This window comes from Micromonospora lupini str. Lupac 08 (genome assembly GCF_000297395.2).
GTDB classification, from domain to species: Bacteria; Actinomycetota; Actinomycetes; order Mycobacteriales; family Micromonosporaceae; genus Micromonospora; species Micromonospora lupini.
The window spans coordinates 5,184,734-5,200,687 of record NZ_HF570108.1 but is presented as its reverse complement, the minus strand read 5'-3'; the positions used below and the strand labels follow the sequence as shown (position 1 = coordinate 5,200,687).

Here is a 15,954-nt window from a genome sequence, read left to right as displayed (position 1 = left end):
CCGCCGGCGTTCGGCTCGGCGTCGCGGCACCCCGTGCCGAGGACCAGGGTTGTCGGTGCGACGGACTAGAGTCGCTGCCGTGACAGCTACGACACCGCGCCTGCTCCTCGTCGACGGACATTCCCTGGCATACCGGGCCTTCTTCGCCCTGCCTGTGGAAAACTTCTCCACCACGACGGGTCAGCCGACCAACGCGGTGTACGGCTTCACCTCGATGCTGATCAACGTGCTGCGCGACGAGCAGCCCACCCACATCGTGGTGGCCTTCGACGTCTCCCGCCGATCCTTCCGCACCGAGAAGTACGCGGAGTACAAGGCGGGCCGCAGCGAGACCCCGACCGACTTCAAGGGTCAGGTCAGCCTGGTCAAGGAGGTCCTCGCCGCGCTCCAGATCCCGGTGGTCGAGATGGAGGGCTACGAGGCCGACGACGTCATCGCCACGCTCGCCTGCCAGGCCCGCGACCAGGGCATGTCGGTGCTGATCAGCAGCGGTGACCGCGACGCGTTCCAGCTGGTCGACGACCAGATCACCGTCCTCTACCCCCGTAAGGGCGTCTCCGACCTGGCCCGGATGGATCCGGCGGCGATCGAGGCGAAGTACGGCGTCGGGCCCCAGCAGTACCGGGACCTCGCCGCGCTGGTCGGCGAGACGAGTGACAACCTCCCCGGCATCCCCGGCGTCGGCCCGAAGACCGCCGCCAAATGGATCACCACGTACGGCGGGGTGGAGGGCGTGATCGCCCGCGCCGACGAGATCAAGGGCAAGGCCGGCGACAGTCTGCGGGAGCGGCTCGCCGACGTGATCCGCAACTACGAGATCAACCGACTCGTCTCCGACCTGGAGCTGCCGCTGCGCCCGGAGGACACCCGCTGGGCCGGCTGGGACCGGGAGGCCGTGCACCAGGTCTTCGACACGCTGGAGTTCCGCATCCTGCGTGACCGTCTCTACCAGTACCTGGAGGCCGTCGAGCCGGAGGCCGAGTCGGGCTTCGACCTGACCGGTGAGGTGCTCACCGAGCCGGGTGGGCTCGCCGCCTGGCTGGGCACGCACGCCCCGACCGGCACCCCGGTCGGGCTCGCGGTCAAGCTCGACACCGGCCCCAACCGCCGGCACACCGCCTCGATCACCGGTCTGGCGCTGGCCAGCGCCGGTGGCGCGGCCGCCTGGGTGGACCCCACCGGGCTCGACGCCTCCGACGAGAGCGCCCTCGCGGGCTGGCTGGCCGATGCGCAGCGGCCCAAGGTGCTGCACGACAGCAAGCCTGCGGTGCTCGCCTGCGCCGCACACGGCTGGGAGTTGGCCGGCATCGTCCGCGACACCCAGATCGCCGCGTACCTGGCCCGCCCCGACCAGCGGTCGTACGACCTGACCGACCTGGCGCTGCGCTACCTGCACCGCGAGCTGCGGGTGGACGCCCCCGAGACCGGCCAGCTCACCCTCGACGGGCTGGGCGACGAGGGCGTGGCCGAGCAGAACCTCATGCTCCAGGCCCGCGCCACCCTCGACCTCGCCGACGCGATCGACGCCGAGTTGTCCCGCGACGGTGAGCAGTCCGCGCGGCTCATGGCCGGGGTGGAGCTGCCGCTGATGCGGGTGCTCGCCGGCATGGAGCGCACGGGCATCGCCGCCGACAACGACTACCTCCAGGAGTTGGAGGCGCACTTCGCCGGCGAGGTCAAGACCGCCGCGCAGGGCGCGTACGAGGCGGTGGGCCGGGAGTTCAACCTCGGTTCGCCGAAGCAGTTGCAGGAGATCCTCTTCACGGAGCTGGGCCTGCCGAAGACCAAGAAGATCAAGACGGGCTACACCACCGACGCCGACGCCCTGCAGTGGCTCTACGCGCAGCAGCCGCACCCGGTGCTGGCCCACCTGCTACGCCACCGCGACGTCGCCAAGCTCAAATCGACAGTGGACGGCCTGCTCAAGTCCGTCTCCGACGACGGCCGGATCCACACCACCTTCAACCAGACGGTGGCGGCCACCGGGCGCCTCTCCTCGACCGAGCCCAACCTGCAGAACATCCCGATCCGCACGGAGGAGGGCCGGCGCATCCGCCGGGCCTTCGTGGTGGGTGAGGGGTACGAGTGCCTGCTCACCGCCGACTACAGCCAGATCGAAATGCGGATCATGGCGCACCTCTCCTCGGACGACGCGCTGATCGAGGCGTTCAACTCCGGGGCCGACTTCCACGCCGCCACCGCCTCGTCGGTCTTCGGCGTGCCCGTCGACGAGGTCAGTCCGGACCAGCGGCGCAAGATCAAGGCGATGAACTACGGCCTGGCGTACGGGCTCAGCGCGTTCGGCCTGTCCCAGCAGCTCTCCATCGGCACCGAAGAGGCGCGCGGCCTGATGGAGAACTACTTCGCCGGCTTCGGCGGAGTGCGCGACTATCTGCACCAGGTCGTCGCCAAGGCCCGTCAGGACGGCTACACCTCGACCATCCTGGGGCGCCGTCGCTACCTGCCCGATCTGGTGAGCGACAACCGGCAGCGCCGCGACATCGCCGAGCGGATGGCTCTCAACGCGCCCATCCAGGGATCGGCGGCCGACATCATCAAGGTGGCGATGCTGCACGTCGACACCGCCCTCGGCGACGCCGGCCTGCGCTCCCGGATGCTGCTACAGGTGCACGACGAGCTGGTCTTCGAGGTCGCCCCGGGTGAGCGGGAGGCGTTGGAGGCGCTGGTGCGGCGTGAGATGGGTGGGGCGTACCCGCTGTCCGTGCCGCTGGAGGTGTCGGTCGGTCTGGGCCGGGACTGGAATTCTGCTGATCACTGATTGTGCTGGTTGCTCTTGAGCGGTTCCGGGGCAGCCCGACCCGCTCCGGGCGGTCAGGCTTGATCCCTGCGCGGGTCGGGCTGCCCCGGAACCCCGACCCGTCACCCCTGGTCGCGGCCGTCGCCCTGAGGGCGTGATCTTGCATCGCGCTGGGGTGGCTACTTCAGGGGGTCGTGGCCCCAGTTCATGAGGGACCAGCGCCACTTGGTGTCGCGGACGTCGCCGGACGGGCGCTGGGCCATGTGCCGGCGTACGTAGCCGACCACCTTGCGCATGTGCTTGTAGTCGCCCTCGGACAGGTCGGCGCGCTTGCGGCGCAACAGGTTGATGATCTTCCTGCCGGATTCGTGCCCGACGGACTCGCCGCCGCCGGAGCGGCCACCCTTGTGCCACCCGACCTGCTTCGACTCGTCGGTCTCCAGCCAGGACGACAGCTCGCCGGGCTTCATGTTCACGGCCTCGGTGAACTCCCGGTAGGTGTCCCGGCCCTGCTCGTCACCTCTGCTCATGACGCAGCGCCTCGGGGCGGTGGGCCACGTCGCGGCCCGTACCGTCACTGCGGACCCGGTACTGCGGATCGTCGGGGGCCGCGTTCACGGCCCGCCCGCGGATCCGCGTCCGGTCGGTGATCTCCTCCTGCACCACGCCGTACGCGCGGCTGCCGTGGGCCGACCAGGAGACATGGTCGCCCTTGTGGAACCTCTGCTCGGCCATGGCCCTCGGCTACCCCGCACTGCCGGGGCGAAACGGCTACGGGGTGATCTCGGCGACGGGCAGCTTGATGTCGAACGGCTCGGCCAGCTCGATGACGTCGGCGCCGTCGGCGACCAGCTCGTACTGCCGCTGACCGCCCGGCCCGACCCGGTCGCCGATCCGGTACGCGTACACGTGCACCGGGTCCTGCTCGATCCGCCAGTAGAACGGGATGCCGGCGGCGGCGTACTCCCCGGGCTTCGCGAACCTGTCGATCCGCCGCGTGCTCGGCGAGACGATCTCCACAGCGAGCACGACATCCGACGGCCGCAACGAGGACCGATCGGACGGTACGTCCGCGTGGCACAGCAGAACATCCGGCCGTCGGCTCGTGTCGGGGCCGAGCTCGACTCCGATGGCCTGGGTGGCGCGAAGGCCCGTCGGTCCGTGGGACCGTAGCCACCAACAGAGCAGGCTGGACAATTCCTGATGACCCAGGGTGGGGAAGGGCATCACCTGGAAGACTCCGTCGACGAGTTCGACGCGGGGGGCGTCGTCCGGCATTGCGAGCAGGTCCTCCAGCGTGTAGTCGGCACGCTGCTGCCGCATCGGATCCGGGTGCCAGGGGCCAGGTGGTGTCGCGGTCGGCTCGGTGGTCACGAGCGCTTCAACGCCCACCTCGCCCGCGCCGGTCGCACCTCAGGTGCGACGTGTTCATCCGGCGGGCTTCTCGGTGACGAAGATGGCGGTGCCGGGGAACAGTCGTCCGCGCAGCGGGCTCCACTGCCCCCAGAGCCCCTCGTGTCCCTCCGGCCACTCTGGCTCCACCAGGTCCAGCAGCCGGAACCCGGCGCCGACCAGTTCGCGGATGCGGTCACCGAGGGTCCGGTGCTGCTCGACGTAGGTGGCGACGCCGGCGTCGTCCTGTTCGACGTAGGGGGAGCGGTCGAAGTACGAGTGCACGGCCGTCAGACCGCCCTCGCCGGGATCGTCGAGGAAGATCCAGCGCATCGGGTGGGTCACGGAGAACACCCACCGGCCGCCCGGGCGCAGCACCCGGTGCACCTCGGCGAACAGGGCGGCCGAGTCGTCCACGAAGGGAATCGCGCCGAACGCCGTGCAGGCCACGTCGAACGAACGGTCGGCGAACGGCAGGGCGAGCGCGTCGGCCTGCACCAGCGGTACGCGTACCCCGGTGCGGTCGGCGGCCTGTGCGGCGTGCCGCAACATGCCGGCGGACAGGTCGAAGGCGATCGGCCGCGCGCCCTGGGTGGCGAGCCAGCGGGCGGCGGCGGCCGCGCCGCAACCCACCTCCAGCACCCGTCGCCCCGACACGTCGCCGAGCAGGCGGGCGTCGGCCTCCCGCAGCCCCTCCGGGCACCACACGAAGTCCACGTCGCCGAGGAAACCCCCGTGCTCGGCCTGGTAGTCGTCCGCGTCGGTGTCCCACCAGCCGCGGTTGGCCCGCCGGGCCTCGGCGTCACCCACCCGGCGCCGGGTAACCCGGCTGTCGTCATCCACGCGCCCACGCTAGGCCCCCGTCGTCCGTTACCGGCGTCGGCGCGGGCTGATCGACTCGGTTTCCATGAAGTCGCCGTGTCCGGGCCGTCGGGACACGCCGGTTTCCAGGAGACCGAGTCGATCAACGGTTGCGGCCGGAGGTGGCTGCCGGGGCCTCTGTGACGTACGAGACAGGAGGGGTCGTTTCCGGGCGATTGTTCGGCTTTCGCAGGTCGTCAGGCGGCGACGAGTCGGGAGGGCTTGCACGCTGTGGTAATGCGCACGGTAGGCTAGACGATGCGCTCGCGGATCGTGTGTCTCGGCAGGGAGCAGGTGCGCGGTCGACGGAGCACATCATGATCCCAGTAGGTGATCGTTCGGTGTGCCCGGCGACGGATCCGCTGGCGCGAACAGGTCACTGCGACACCAGCCTGCTGTGACAACCCATCCGACCGGAGCAACCGCCCACATGACGAGCAGCATCGAGGCCCCCTCGAGCGCCACCCGGGTCACCCACGACGATCTCGGTTCCGAGGAGGCATTCCTCGCCGCGATCGACGAGACCATCAAGTACTTCAACGACGGCGACATTGTCGAAGGCACCGTCGTCAAGGTCGATCGGGACGAGGTCCTGCTCGACATCGGCTACAAGACCGAGGGTGTCATCCCCTCTCGGGAGTTGTCGATCAAGCACGACGTGGACCCCGCCGAGGTTGTGACGGTTGGTGACCACATCGAGGCCCTGGTCCTCCAGAAGGAGGACAAGGAGGGTCGTCTGATCCTCTCCAAGAAGCGGGCGCAGTACGAGCGGGCCTGGGGCACGATCGAGAAGATCAAGGACGAGGACGGTGTCGTCCGCGGCTCGGTCATCGAGGTGGTCAAGGGTGGCCTCATCCTCGACATCGGGCTGCGCGGCTTCCTGCCCGCGTCCCTGGTCGAGATGCGGCGCGTGCGCGACCTGCAGCCGTACGTCGGGCGTGAGCTCGAGGCCAAGATCATCGAGCTGGACAAGAACCGCAACAACGTGGTTCTGTCCCGCCGGGCCTGGCTGGAGCAGACGCAGTCCGAGGTGCGCACCGAGTTCCTCAACAAGCTGCAGAAGGGCCAGGTCCGCAAGGGCGTCGTGTCCTCGATCGTCAACTTCGGCGCCTTCGTGGACCTCGGCGGCGTCGACGGTCTGGTGCACGTCTCCGAGCTGTCCTGGAAGCACATCGACCACCCGTCCGAGGTCGTCGAGGTCGGCCAGGAGGTCGAGGTCGAGGTCCTGGACGTCGACCTGGACCGCGAGCGCGTCTCGCTGTCGCTGAAGGCGACGCAGGAGGACCCGTGGCGGCAGTTCGCCCGCACCCACGCGATCCAGCAGATCGTGCCGGGTAAGGTCACCAAGCTGGTGCCGTTCGGTGCGTTCGTCCGGGTCGACGACGGCATCGAGGGCCTGGTCCACATCTCCGAGCTGGCCGAGCGCCACGTGGAGATCCCGGAGCAGGTCGTCCAGGTCGGCTCCGAGGTCATGGTCAAGGTCATCGACATCGACCTCGAGCGCCGCCGGATCTCGCTGTCGCTCAAGCAGGCCAACGAGGGCTTCGTCGAGGGCGAGGAGCACTTCGACCCGACCCTCTACGGCATGGCCGCGACGTACGACGCCGAGGGCAACTACATCTACCCGGAGGGCTTCGACCCGGAGACGGGCGAGTGGCTCGAGGGGTACGACAAGCAGCGCGAGACCTGGGAGAACCAGTACGCCGAGGCCCGTCAGCGTTGGGAGGCCCACACCAAGCAGGTGCAGACCTCTCGCGCCGCCGACGCCGAGGCCGCTGCCAACCCGACTCCGGCCGTTCCGGCCGCGAGTGGCGGCACCACCTCCTCGTCCAGCCCGGCCCCGAGCCGGCAGGCCGAGGAGCCGGCCGGCACCCTGGCCACCGACGAGGCGCTCGCCGCTCTGCGGGAGAAGCTCGCCGGCGGCAAGTGACCCGCTGAACGACGACGGGCCCCGTCCCCGCGATCTTTCCGATCGCCGGGGGCGGGGCCCTCGCCATACCCGCTCCCGCTCCCGCGCCCCGCGCCCCGCGCCCCGCGCCCGCGCCCCGCGCCCCGCGACCGCGCGGGCGGCTCGGGGCCATCCCGGCGTAGGCGTCCGGCGTGGACCGGGGGTGGTTTGGCGGGGAGGCGCGTGATCCGGTTGACTGGTCGGGTGCTGAGGGTGGGTTTGACCGGCGGGATCGGGTCGGGCAAGAGCGCGGTGGCCGCGCGGCTGGTGGAGTTGGGCGCGGTGCTCGTGGATGCGGACCAGGTCGCCCGGGAGGTCGTCGCGCAGGGCACCGAGGGGCTCGCGGAGATCGTCGCCACCTTCTCCGAGAAGGTGCTGGACGCCGACGGCGCGCTGGATCGCGCCGCGTTGGGCGCGGTGGTGTTCTCCGACGAGGCCGCGCGTCGTCGGCTGGAGGCGATCACCCATCCTCGGGTGCGCGCGCGTACGGCCGAGTTGGTCGCCGCGGCGGCACCGGACGCGATAGTGGTCAACGACGTGCCGCTGTTGGTGGAGGTGGGGCTCGCGCCGACGTACCACCTGGTGGTCGTGGTGCAGACGGCCGTGCCGACCCGGCTGGAGCGGCTGACGCGCGACCGGGGGATGGACCGCGCGGAGGCCGAGCGGCGGATCGCCGCGCAGGCCGACGACGCCCGCCGGAGCGCGGCGGCGGACGTGGTGCTTACCAACGACGGAAGTCTGGTGGCGTTGCACGCCGCGGTGGACGCGCTGTGGCGGCAGCGGCTGCAGCCCTACGAGCACAACCTGCGGCAGCGGCGTGTCGTGCCGGCGCTGGGCCGCGGTGACGGGGCGCAGGCCGATCCGAGCTGGCCCGAGCAGTACGCGCGGCTGGCCGCCCGGATCCGTCACGCACTCGCGCCGGCGGACCTGCGGATCGACCACATCGGTGCGACAGCGGTGCCCGGGCTCGCCGCCGACGACGTCATCGACGTGCAGGTGGCCGTGCCCCGTCTCGCCGACGCCGACGGGCCGCTGGCCGACCGGCTGGCGAACGCGGGGTTCCCCCGGGTGCCGGGGCACTGGTGGGACGATCCGCGCCCGGCCGACCGAGGTCGGTGGGAGAAGCGGCTGCACGGCAGCGCCGACCCGGGGCGCCCGGTACGCCTGCACGTGCGGGAGGCCGGGTCGCCCGGCTGGCGGTACGCGCTGCTCATGCGTGACCACCTACGCGCCGATCCGGATCAGCGGGCCGCGTACCTGCTGTTCAAGCGGGATCTGGTCGACGCCGCGCCGCACGTCGGCGATTCCGGCACGGCCCGCGATCCCTGGTTCGACGAGGAGTACCTGCGGGCCGAGCAGTGGGCCGAGCGGACCGGCTGGCGGCCCTGACAGCCCTGCCCACCGGGCGGGGAGGCGTGGTCAGCGCCGGGGCGCGCCGCTCGGTGGGGTGGCGCGCGGTGGCGGGCCGAGGCGGGGCACCACGGCGGGGCTGAGGTCGACCTGCGCCCACGCGCCGGGGCCGGTGTGCAGCTCCACCCGGCGCAGCGACCCGTCCCGGTCGATCCAGTAGCGCAGGCGCGCGTCGCCCGGGCGGAACTCCACGACGTCCACGGTCCGTCCGGCGACGAGGTCCTCGCGTACCCGCACGGCCGCGCCGCGCTGTGCCACCGGCCCGGCGGCGGCCACCGCGGCGTCGACCAGCAGGTCGAGGTCGTCGCGGGGGGCCCGGGTGGGCCGCCACGACCCGGCCGGGACCGGAAACGGGGGCCGACCCGGGGTCTCGGCCGCGCCACCGCCGCCGGCCTCGGCCGGCACGTCCGTCCGGGACAGGCCGGCGGCGTCGCGGTGCAGCAGGGTCCGACGGTCCGGTACGCCCAGGTCGGCGACCGCCACGTACGCCGTGCGGGCGGCCCAGCTCAGCCAACCGGCGCCCCGCAGGTTGGTGTCCGTGCCCACCGGTGCGGTAAGCGTCAGCGTGGCACCGCCCTGGCCGCGCAGCCGGGCGGGCAGCCGGTCCAGCCGGCGCTGCTCCGCGTCCGTGAGGGCGCGCGGCAACCCGGGTCGGCCGCCGAGCGCGTCGACCGGGCGCAGGGTGGGACGGTCGATCCGGTTGAGGAGGACCGTGACCGGGCCGACGCCGGGCAACCGGGTCACCAGTTTGTGCAGTCGGCCGTCCCGGTCGAGCCAGTAGCGGGTCGACCCGTCCGGTCCGGTCGCCGCCGTGCCGGCCGTCGCGGCGCGGGCAGGGGTGGGCGGGGTCACGGCGGGCAGCGGCGCCTGCAGGACGTCGACCGGCCCGGCCGCGACCACGTCCCGGGCGACCCAGCGGGCGTCGCCGCCGTCCATCGCCGGGGACGGGTCCGGACGGTCGGCGGCGAGGCCGAGGAGCAGGTCGAGGACCGGTGCCAGGCCCGCGCCGGGCGTCAGGCGGTGCAGCCGCCAGCGGTCCGCCGGCGGCACCAGGGGCGGCGCGGCCGGCGTGGGCACGGCCGCCGGGTCCGGCCGGGTGACAAGCACCGGGCCGGCGCTCTGCAACAGGCCCCGCTCGGCACCCGCCCCCGGCCCGCCGACGTCCAGGTAGAGCAGGGGCCGCGACCAGTCCACCCAGCCCACCAGGTCGGTACGGGAGGCACCGGCGCCGGCCGTGACGTGGACGCCGGCGCGCAGGTCCCGAAGGTTGGTGACCCGCATGGCGGCCAGCCGCTCGGCCTCGGTGACGGTCAGCGGCCGGGCCGGCGTGGGCGGGTCGGGAGCCCAGCTCAGCAGCCCTGCCACAAGCGCCGTCGCGGACGTCACGGCGGTCAGGGCGAGCAGCAGCAGCACCGTACGCCGACGACGGCTCGCCCGGGAGGGCCCGGCGCTGTCGGTGTCGGTGTCGTCCGTCTCGGGCGTGTGCCCGTCGGTTTCGGAGGTGGGGCCGCCGGTGCGGAGGGCGTTGCCGGCGCGGGTGGCGTCGGGGGAGGGGCCGCGCGCCGGGGCCGGGGAGGTGTCCACGGATGTGAAACGGGCGGGACGGCGCGGGGTGACGAGCCGAGGCGTGGCGAGCTGAGGGCGTGGTGAGCTGAGGGGGTGGCGAGCTGAGGGTGGAGCGGCAGGGGCGCTCGCGGCGGCCGGTCTGCGCCTCGAGCGCGACCACACGGGTGCGCACGCCGGACGAGCCGGGTGCTGCGACCGCTGTGCCGGGGGCGGCCGGCCTGATGATGGCCTGGCCTCCGGCCCGGTCGGCCGCCGCGAGCGGCCTACATGAAGAGGGTAGTCCCGGTGACATGGGCCACACAATGGGAATATTGAAGCCGATCACACACCCTGCGCGACGGCCGAACCTGTCGGACCTGCGGCGTACCGTTGAGGTCATGGCGCTCGACATTCCCCGGCTCGACGGCCGTTTCCAGGTCGTCAGTGACTTCCAGCCGGCCGGCGACCAGCCGGCCGCCATCGACGATCTTGAGCGCCGGGTCCGGCGCGGCGACCGCAACACGGTGCTCCTCGGCGCGACCGGCACCGGCAAGAGCGCCACCACCGCGTGGCTGATCGAGCGGCTGCAGCGCCCCACCCTGGTGCTCGCCCCGAACAAGACGCTCTGCGCGCAGCTGGCCAAGGAGTTCAGCGAGCTGCTGCCGCACAACGCGGTCGAATACTTCGTCTCGTACTACGACTACTACCAGCCCGAGGCGTACATCCCGCAGACCGACACCTACATCGAGAAGGACTCCTCGATCAACGAGGAGGTCGAGCGGCTGCGGCACTCGGCGACGATGTCGCTGCTCACCCGCCGCGACGTGATCGTGGTGGCGACCGTCTCGGCGATCTACGGCCTGGGCACCCCGGAGGAATACCTCAACCGGGCGGTGAAGATGCAGGTCGGGCAGGAGCTCGACCGCGACAAGCTGCTGCGCCGGCTCGTCGACATCCAGTACACCCGGAACGACATGGCCTTCCAGCGGGGCACCTTCCGCGTCCGCGGCGACACGCTGGAGATCATTCCGGCGTACGAGGAGTTGGCGGTCCGCATCGAGCTGTTCGGCGACGAGGTGGAGAAGCTCTACTACCTCAACCCGTTGACAGGTGACGTGGTCCGGGAGGTCGACCAGTTGGTGATCTTCCCGGCGACGCACTACGCGGCCGGTCCGGAGCGGATGGAGCGGGCGATCCGCGACATCGAGGTGGAGCTGGCCGAGCGGCTTGCCGAGCTGGAGCGGCAGGGCAAGCTGCTGGAGGCGCAGCGGCTGCGGATGCGCACCACGTACGACATCGAGATGATGCGGCAGGTGGGTTTTTGCTCCGGCATCGAGAACTACTCGATGCACATGGACGGGCGGCTGCCCGGCAGCCCACCGCACGCCCTGCTCGACTACTTCCCGGACGACTTCCTCACGGTGGTCGACGAGTCGCACGTGACGATCCCGCAGATCGGCGGCATGTACGAGGGTGACGCCTCCCGCAAGCGGATGCTCATCGACCACGGGTTCCGGCTGCCCAGCGCCGCCGACAACCGGCCGCTGCGCTTCGACGAGTTCCTGGAGCGGGTCGGCCAGATGGTCTACCTGTCGGCGACCCCGGGCACGTGGGAGCTGGAGCAGGCCCAGGGGGAGTTCGTCGAGCAGGTCATCCGCCCCACCGGGCTGGTCGACCCGCAGGTCGTGATCAAGCCGACCAAGGGCCAGATCGACGACCTCATGCACGAGATCAAGCTGCGGACCGACCGCGACGAGCGGGTGCTTGTCACCACGCTCACCAAGAAGATGGCCGAGGACCTGTCGGACTACCTCCTGGAGAACGGCGTCCGGGTGCGCTACCTGCACTCCGAGGTCGACACGCTGCGCCGGGTGGAGCTGCTGCGCGAGCTGCGCAAGGGCGAGTACGACGTGCTGGTCGGCATCAACCTGCTCCGCGAGGGTCTGGACCTGCCCGAGGTGTCGCTCGTCGCGATCCTGGACGCCGACAAGGAGGGCTTCCTGCGCAGCGGCCGGTCGCTGATCCAGACGATCGGGCGGGCCGCTCGGAACGTCTCGGGTCAGGTGCACATGTACGCCGACAAGATCACCCCGTCGATGGCGGCGGCGATCGACGAGACCGACAGACGTCGCGCCAAGCAGATCGCGCACAACGAGGCACACGGGATCAGCCCGGAGCCGCTGCGCAAGAAGATCCACGACATCCTGGACGACATCTACCGCGAGGCGGAGGACACCGAAAACTCCCGGGTCGGCGGCGCGGCGCGTCAGCTCTCCCGGGGCAAGGCGCCGGTCAAGGAGACCCGCAGCCGCAGTCGCTCCGCCGCCGTCACCACGTCCCGGGAGGGGATGGCCCGCGCCGACCTCGCCCAGCTCATCCAGGAACTCAACGACCAGATGCTGGCCGCCGCCCGTGAGCTGCAGTTCGAGCTGGCGGCGCGGATCCGCGACGAGGTCGCCGACCTGAAGAAGGAGCTGCGCGGCATGGACGCCGCAGGCGTGAAGTGAGGGCGGCCCGGCCGGCGGGCCGGGCTGCCCGAACGGCAGGCGTGGGACGACCTCGCCCGCCCCGTCGGCCGACCACCCGATTGCGGTGCGCAAGCAAACTATTGCACTGGGTGATCGTCCTGCGTACGCTCCCTCGATGGGGAGGCGGGGATGCCGTTGCCAACAAGTCCTGTCATTCGACGCGCGCGGCTCGGCGCCGAGCTGCGTCAGTTACGTCGGCGCGAGGCGCTGACCCTGGAGCAGGTCTGCGACCGGCTGGGCTGGGCCTCGACGTCGAAGCTGTCCCGCATCGAGCTGGGGCAGAGCCGTCCGGATCTGGCCGACGTGCTGGATCTGCTCGACATCTACCAGGTGCCGGCGGAGGCCCGTGACGCGCTGATCGTGATCGCGCGGGATGCGGCCACCAGCCGCGGCTGGTGGAAGACGCTCGGCGAGATGAGCGAGCGGCAGCGCGTCTACGCCGAGTTGGAGGCGGGCGCCGCCGACATCGTCGAATATCAGCCGGCGGTCGTGCCGGGGCTGCTCCAGACGCCGGCGTACGCGCGGTCGCGGGTCGCCGCCGGCACCCTGCTCGCCCCGGAGGTCGATGTGGAGGCGGAGGTGCGCGCCCGGGCTCTGCGCCAGGAGGTGCTGCGCCGGGCCGAGCCTCCGCGCTACACGGCGGTGCTCGCCGAGGCGGTGTGCGACAGGGGTGACCTGCCGGTCGACGTCTGGCGTGAGCAGTTGCGACACCTGGTGACGGTGACCGGGCTGGCCCACGTGACGGTGCGGCTCGTGCCGCGCGGGGTGGCCGGCAGCGGGCTGCACCCGCTCACTCCGTACTCCTGGTATGCCTTTCCCGACCCGGCGGACCCGCGGACGGTGATGCTGGAGGCGTTGACCACCGACGTCCGGCTGGCGACCGTGCTCGACGTCGACAGGTACGAGAGGATGACCGAGGCGCTGCTGGCGGCCGCCCTGTCACCGGAGGAGACGGTCACCGCGCTGGCCCGCCGCGTCGGCGAGTGAGGGCCGGCGCCGCCCGCGCGGCCCCCGGACCCGGCGCCCCCGAGTCCGTCGGGGCCGGCGGCCGGCGCGTGCGGAAGGCACGCTAACCGCGGGGTACGACAGCCTCGCTCAGGCCGGTACGTCGAGGAAGTGCTCGACCACCGGCGGCCCGGCGAAGTGCGGCCCGATCAGCGCCCGCCACCGGTCGAACCGCTCGGTGTCCCGGAAGTTCTTCTCGTGCGCCTCGACCGAGTCCCACTCGACCAGCAGCACGAACCGGGTCGGGGACTCGATGCCCCGGGTCATCCGCACCGACCGGCAGCCGGGCGTCCCGGCGAGCACCGGGTGACCCTGGGCGTACGCGGCGGCGAACGCGTCCTCGTGTCCGGGCAGTACGTCGATCAGCGCGACCTCAAGAACCATGCCGAAGAGCCTCCCACGGCGGTGGGTCGTGCGGGTGTCGAGGGGTCTGTTCCCGTGTCGGCGCAGACCCTAGGGTGGGTGCCCGGGAGGGGCATTGTGATCATCGACTGGCTCACCGGCACCGCGTTCCGGGTGGCCGGCACCGGCACGACGTGGGCGGAACTGCTGGGGTTCGCCACCGGCGTGCTCAACGTGTGGCTGGTGGCCCGGCAGCGGATCGCCAACTGGCCGATCGGCATCGCCAACGTGCTGCTGCTCATGCTGCTGTTCGGAACCGCCGGTCTGTACGCCGACGCCGGGTTGCAGGTCGTCTACGTCGCGCTCGGCTGCTACGGCTGGTGGCACTGGCTGTTCGGGGGCGAGCGGCGGAGCGGACTCGAGGTGAGTCGGACCGGCCGGGGGGAGTGGCTCACGCTTGCCGTCGTCGGGGTGCTGCTCACCGGCGCGCTCTGGGTCCTGCTGGACCGGGCCACCGACTCGACGGTGCCGTTGCCGGACGCGGTGACCACGGCGCTGTCCCTGCTGGCCACGTACGGTCAGACCCGCAAGCGGGTGGAGAGCTGGTGGCTCTGGATCGCCGCCGACCTGATCTACATCCCGCTGTACGCGTACAAGGGGCTGCACCTGACCGCCGTGCTGTATCTGGTGTTCCTCGCCCTGTGCGTGGTCGGACTGCGGGCCTGGCGGGCCGATCTGCGCCGCCCCGACCGACTGACCCCGACCCCGGTGCCGCCCGGCCCGGCCCCGGCCACGGCGTGAGCGCCGGGACACCCGAGCGCACTTCGACACCGGGCCAGCCGAGACGGGCGTCGGTTCCGGAGTTCGGGCACGGGATGGTGGTGGGGAAGTTCTACCCGCCACACGCCGGGCACCACGCGCTGATCGCGGCCGCCGCGGCCCGCTGCGCCACGGTCACCGTGGTGGTGGCGCCGTCGCGGCGCGAGTCGATCCCCCTCGACCTGCGGCTCGACTGGCTGCGGGAGGTGCACGCGGACACGCCGTGGGTCCGGTTCGTCGGCCGGTACGACGACCACCCGGTGGACTACGCCGACCCGGGGGTCTGGGACGCGCACTGCGCGGTCTTCCGCGAGGCGGTCGGACCGGGGCCGGTGGACGCGGTGTTCTCCTCCGAGGCGTACGGCGCGGAGCTGGCCCGCCGCTTCGACGCCGTACCCGTGGCGGTGGATCCGGATCGGCGGACCGTGCCGGTGTCCGGCACAGCGGTCCGCGCGGACCCGGCGGGGTCCTGGCGGTTTCTGAGCCCGCCGGTGCGGGCCTGGTTCGTGCGGCGGGTGGTGGTGGTCGGCGCCGAGTCGACAGGCACCACCACGATGGCGGCGGCGCTCGCGGCGCACTACGGCACGTCCTGGGTGCCGGAGTACGGCCGGGAGTTGACGGCCCGCAAACTCGCCCGGCTGCGGGAGCGGTCGCCGGAGGCGAGTGTCTTCGACGTCCGCTGGGACTCCGACGACTTCCGCGCGGTGGTCCGCGAGCAGCAGGCGGCCGAGGACGCGGCGGCCCGTTCGTCGGGGCCGCTGTTGATCTGCGACACCGACGCGCGGGCCACAGCGGTCTGGGAGGAGCGCTACCTGGGCAGCGCGTCGCCGCAGGTTCGGGCGGCGGCCCGCCGGCCGGCGCTGTACCTGCTGACCGACGACCGGGGTGTGCCCTTCGACGACGACGGGCTGCGCGACGGCGAGCACCTGCGGAGCTGGATGACCGGGCGGTTCCGGGCCGAGCTGGCGGGCAGCGGCGTGCCGGTGGTGGAGCTGACCGGGCCGCACACCGCGCGGCTGGCGCGGGCCGTGGAGGCCTGTGACGCCCTGCTCGCCGCCGGTTGGTCCCTTGCCGACCCCATCGCCGCGCCCCACACGAACTAGCCTCCTAGGATTCCTGCGGAGTGGGTGGCGCCACCGTCCCCCTGGGTGTGATCACGGCGCGTGGTGGGCAACAATGGTCACCGAGGAGGGGAGTATTCCCCCGTGACGAAGTCGTCAGCACGGACGTTCGCCGGCACCTCGGCGTTCGACCCGGCTTCGTCGGTCGCCGTCCCGTTCGCGGGTCGGGGGCGGAAGAGACCTCCGACAGTCACCAGAGTGAGCGACAGCGGCACGCCAGCCCCC

General features: G+C 72.0%; 12 protein-coding genes and 1 pseudogene. 7 read left to right on the top strand and 6 right to left on the bottom strand.

What is annotated here, in order from left to right:
- The first annotated feature begins 79 nt into the window (after positions 1-79).
- On the top strand, positions 80-2,779 hold the full coding sequence (gene polA / locus MILUP08_RS24710) for a DNA polymerase I (protein ID WP_007462811.1): 2,700 nt from the start codon (positions 80-82) through the stop codon (positions 2,777-2,779).
- Between the two features lie 161 nt (positions 2,780-2,940).
- On the opposite strand, the pseudogene MILUP08_RS24705 reads toward polA, so the two are convergent.
- The 4 genes and pseudogenes from MILUP08_RS24705 to MILUP08_RS24690 form a co-directional block, all read right to left on the bottom strand.
- Positions 2,941-3,288, bottom strand: a pseudogene (locus MILUP08_RS24705) (DUF3140 domain-containing protein); the annotation flags it as partial.
- Complete coding sequence (locus MILUP08_RS24700; protein WP_007462807.1) at positions 3,275-3,493, bottom strand: hypervirulence associated TUDOR domain-containing protein; 219 nt, start codon at positions 3,491-3,493, stop codon at positions 3,275-3,277. The gene MILUP08_RS24700 and the pseudogene MILUP08_RS24705, both read right to left, overlap by 14 nt.
- A gap of 36 nt (positions 3,494-3,529) precedes the next feature.
- The gene (locus MILUP08_RS24695) at positions 3,530-4,081 is read right to left on the bottom strand and encodes a Uma2 family endonuclease (RefSeq protein WP_039908746.1); all 552 of its coding nucleotides are present in this window, start codon (positions 4,079-4,081) and stop codon (positions 3,530-3,532) included.
- A 105-nt stretch (positions 4,082-4,186) separates the two neighbouring features.
- On the bottom strand, positions 4,187-4,993 hold the full coding sequence (locus MILUP08_RS24690) for a class I SAM-dependent methyltransferase (RefSeq protein ID WP_007462803.1): 807 nt from the start codon (positions 4,991-4,993) through the stop codon (positions 4,187-4,189).
- Positions 4,994-5,441: 448 nt separating this feature from the next.
- Here MILUP08_RS24690 and rpsA point away from each other — a divergent pair, with 448 nt between their 5' ends.
- Entirely contained in the window at positions 5,442-6,941 is a 1,500-nt protein-coding gene (gene rpsA, locus MILUP08_RS24685; RefSeq protein WP_007462801.1) for a 30S ribosomal protein S1, read from the top strand.
- Between the two features lie 222 nt (positions 6,942-7,163).
- The gene (gene coaE / locus MILUP08_RS24680; RefSeq protein ID WP_039908745.1) at positions 7,164-8,348 is read left to right on the top strand and encodes a dephospho-CoA kinase; all 1,185 of its coding nucleotides are present in this window, start codon (positions 7,164-7,166) and stop codon (positions 8,346-8,348) included.
- A gap of 30 nt (positions 8,349-8,378) precedes the next feature.
- On the opposite strand, the gene MILUP08_RS24675 is transcribed toward coaE, so the two are convergent.
- Positions 8,379-9,953: a hypothetical protein gene (locus MILUP08_RS24675; RefSeq protein ID WP_007462798.1), complete on the bottom strand. Its 1,575-nt coding sequence runs from the start codon at positions 9,951-9,953 to the stop codon at positions 8,379-8,381.
- A gap of 359 nt (positions 9,954-10,312) precedes the next feature.
- Between MILUP08_RS24675 and uvrB the strand changes: the two genes are divergently transcribed.
- Together uvrB and MILUP08_RS24665 are read left to right on the top strand one after the other, a co-directional pair.
- Complete coding sequence (gene uvrB / locus MILUP08_RS24670; protein WP_039906594.1) at positions 10,313-12,421, top strand: excinuclease ABC subunit UvrB; 2,109 nt, start codon at positions 10,313-10,315, stop codon at positions 12,419-12,421.
- A gap of 150 nt (positions 12,422-12,571) precedes the next feature.
- Positions 12,572-13,429 carry a helix-turn-helix domain-containing protein gene (locus tag MILUP08_RS24665; RefSeq protein WP_007462794.1) on the top strand — a complete coding sequence of 286 codons (858 nt, stop codon included), beginning with the start codon at positions 12,572-12,574 and terminating at the stop codon, positions 13,427-13,429.
- A 108-nt stretch (positions 13,430-13,537) separates the two neighbouring features.
- Here MILUP08_RS24665 and MILUP08_RS24660 read toward each other — a convergent pair whose 3' ends face one another.
- Positions 13,538-13,831 carry an antibiotic biosynthesis monooxygenase family protein gene (locus tag MILUP08_RS24660; RefSeq protein ID WP_007462792.1) on the bottom strand — a complete coding sequence of 98 codons (294 nt, stop codon included), beginning with the start codon at positions 13,829-13,831 and terminating at the stop codon, positions 13,538-13,540.
- Between the two features lie 96 nt (positions 13,832-13,927).
- Here MILUP08_RS24660 and pnuC point away from each other — a divergent pair, with 96 nt between their 5' ends.
- Together pnuC and MILUP08_RS24650 are read left to right on the top strand one after the other, a co-directional pair.
- Positions 13,928-14,590, top strand: coding sequence for a nicotinamide riboside transporter PnuC (pnuC, locus tag MILUP08_RS24655; RefSeq protein ID WP_007462790.1), 663 nt, complete (start codon positions 13,928-13,930; stop codon positions 14,588-14,590).
- A gap of 74 nt (positions 14,591-14,664) precedes the next feature.
- On the top strand, positions 14,665-15,711 hold the full coding sequence (locus tag MILUP08_RS24650; RefSeq protein WP_007462788.1) for an AAA family ATPase: 1,047 nt from the start codon (positions 14,665-14,667) through the stop codon (positions 15,709-15,711).
- The last annotated feature ends 243 nt before the right edge of the window (positions 15,712-15,954 follow it).

Excerpts from the sequence above, each read along its gene's own strand:
- MILUP08_RS24700 (WP_007462807.1), bottom strand. The coding sequence starts at position 3,493 with ATGGCCGAGCAGAGGTTCCACAAGGGCGACCATGTCTCCTGGTCGGCC.
- MILUP08_RS24695 (WP_039908746.1), bottom strand. The coding sequence starts at position 4,081 with ATGCGGCAGCAGCGTGCCGACTACACGCTGGAGGACCTGCTCGCAATG.
- rpsA (WP_007462801.1), top strand. The coding sequence starts at position 5,442 with ATGACGAGCAGCATCGAGGCCCCCTCGAGCGCCACCCGGGTCACCCAC.
- uvrB (WP_039906594.1), top strand. The coding sequence starts at position 10,313 with ATGGCGCTCGACATTCCCCGGCTCGACGGCCGTTTCCAGGTCGTCAGT.
- MILUP08_RS24665 (WP_007462794.1), top strand. The coding sequence starts at position 12,572 with ATGCCGTTGCCAACAAGTCCTGTCATTCGACGCGCGCGGCTCGGCGCC.
- MILUP08_RS24660 (WP_007462792.1), bottom strand. The coding sequence starts at position 13,831 with ATGGTTCTTGAGGTCGCGCTGATCGACGTACTGCCCGGACACGAGGAC.
- MILUP08_RS24650 (WP_007462788.1), top strand. The coding sequence starts at position 14,665 with ATGGTGGTGGGGAAGTTCTACCCGCCACACGCCGGGCACCACGCGCTG.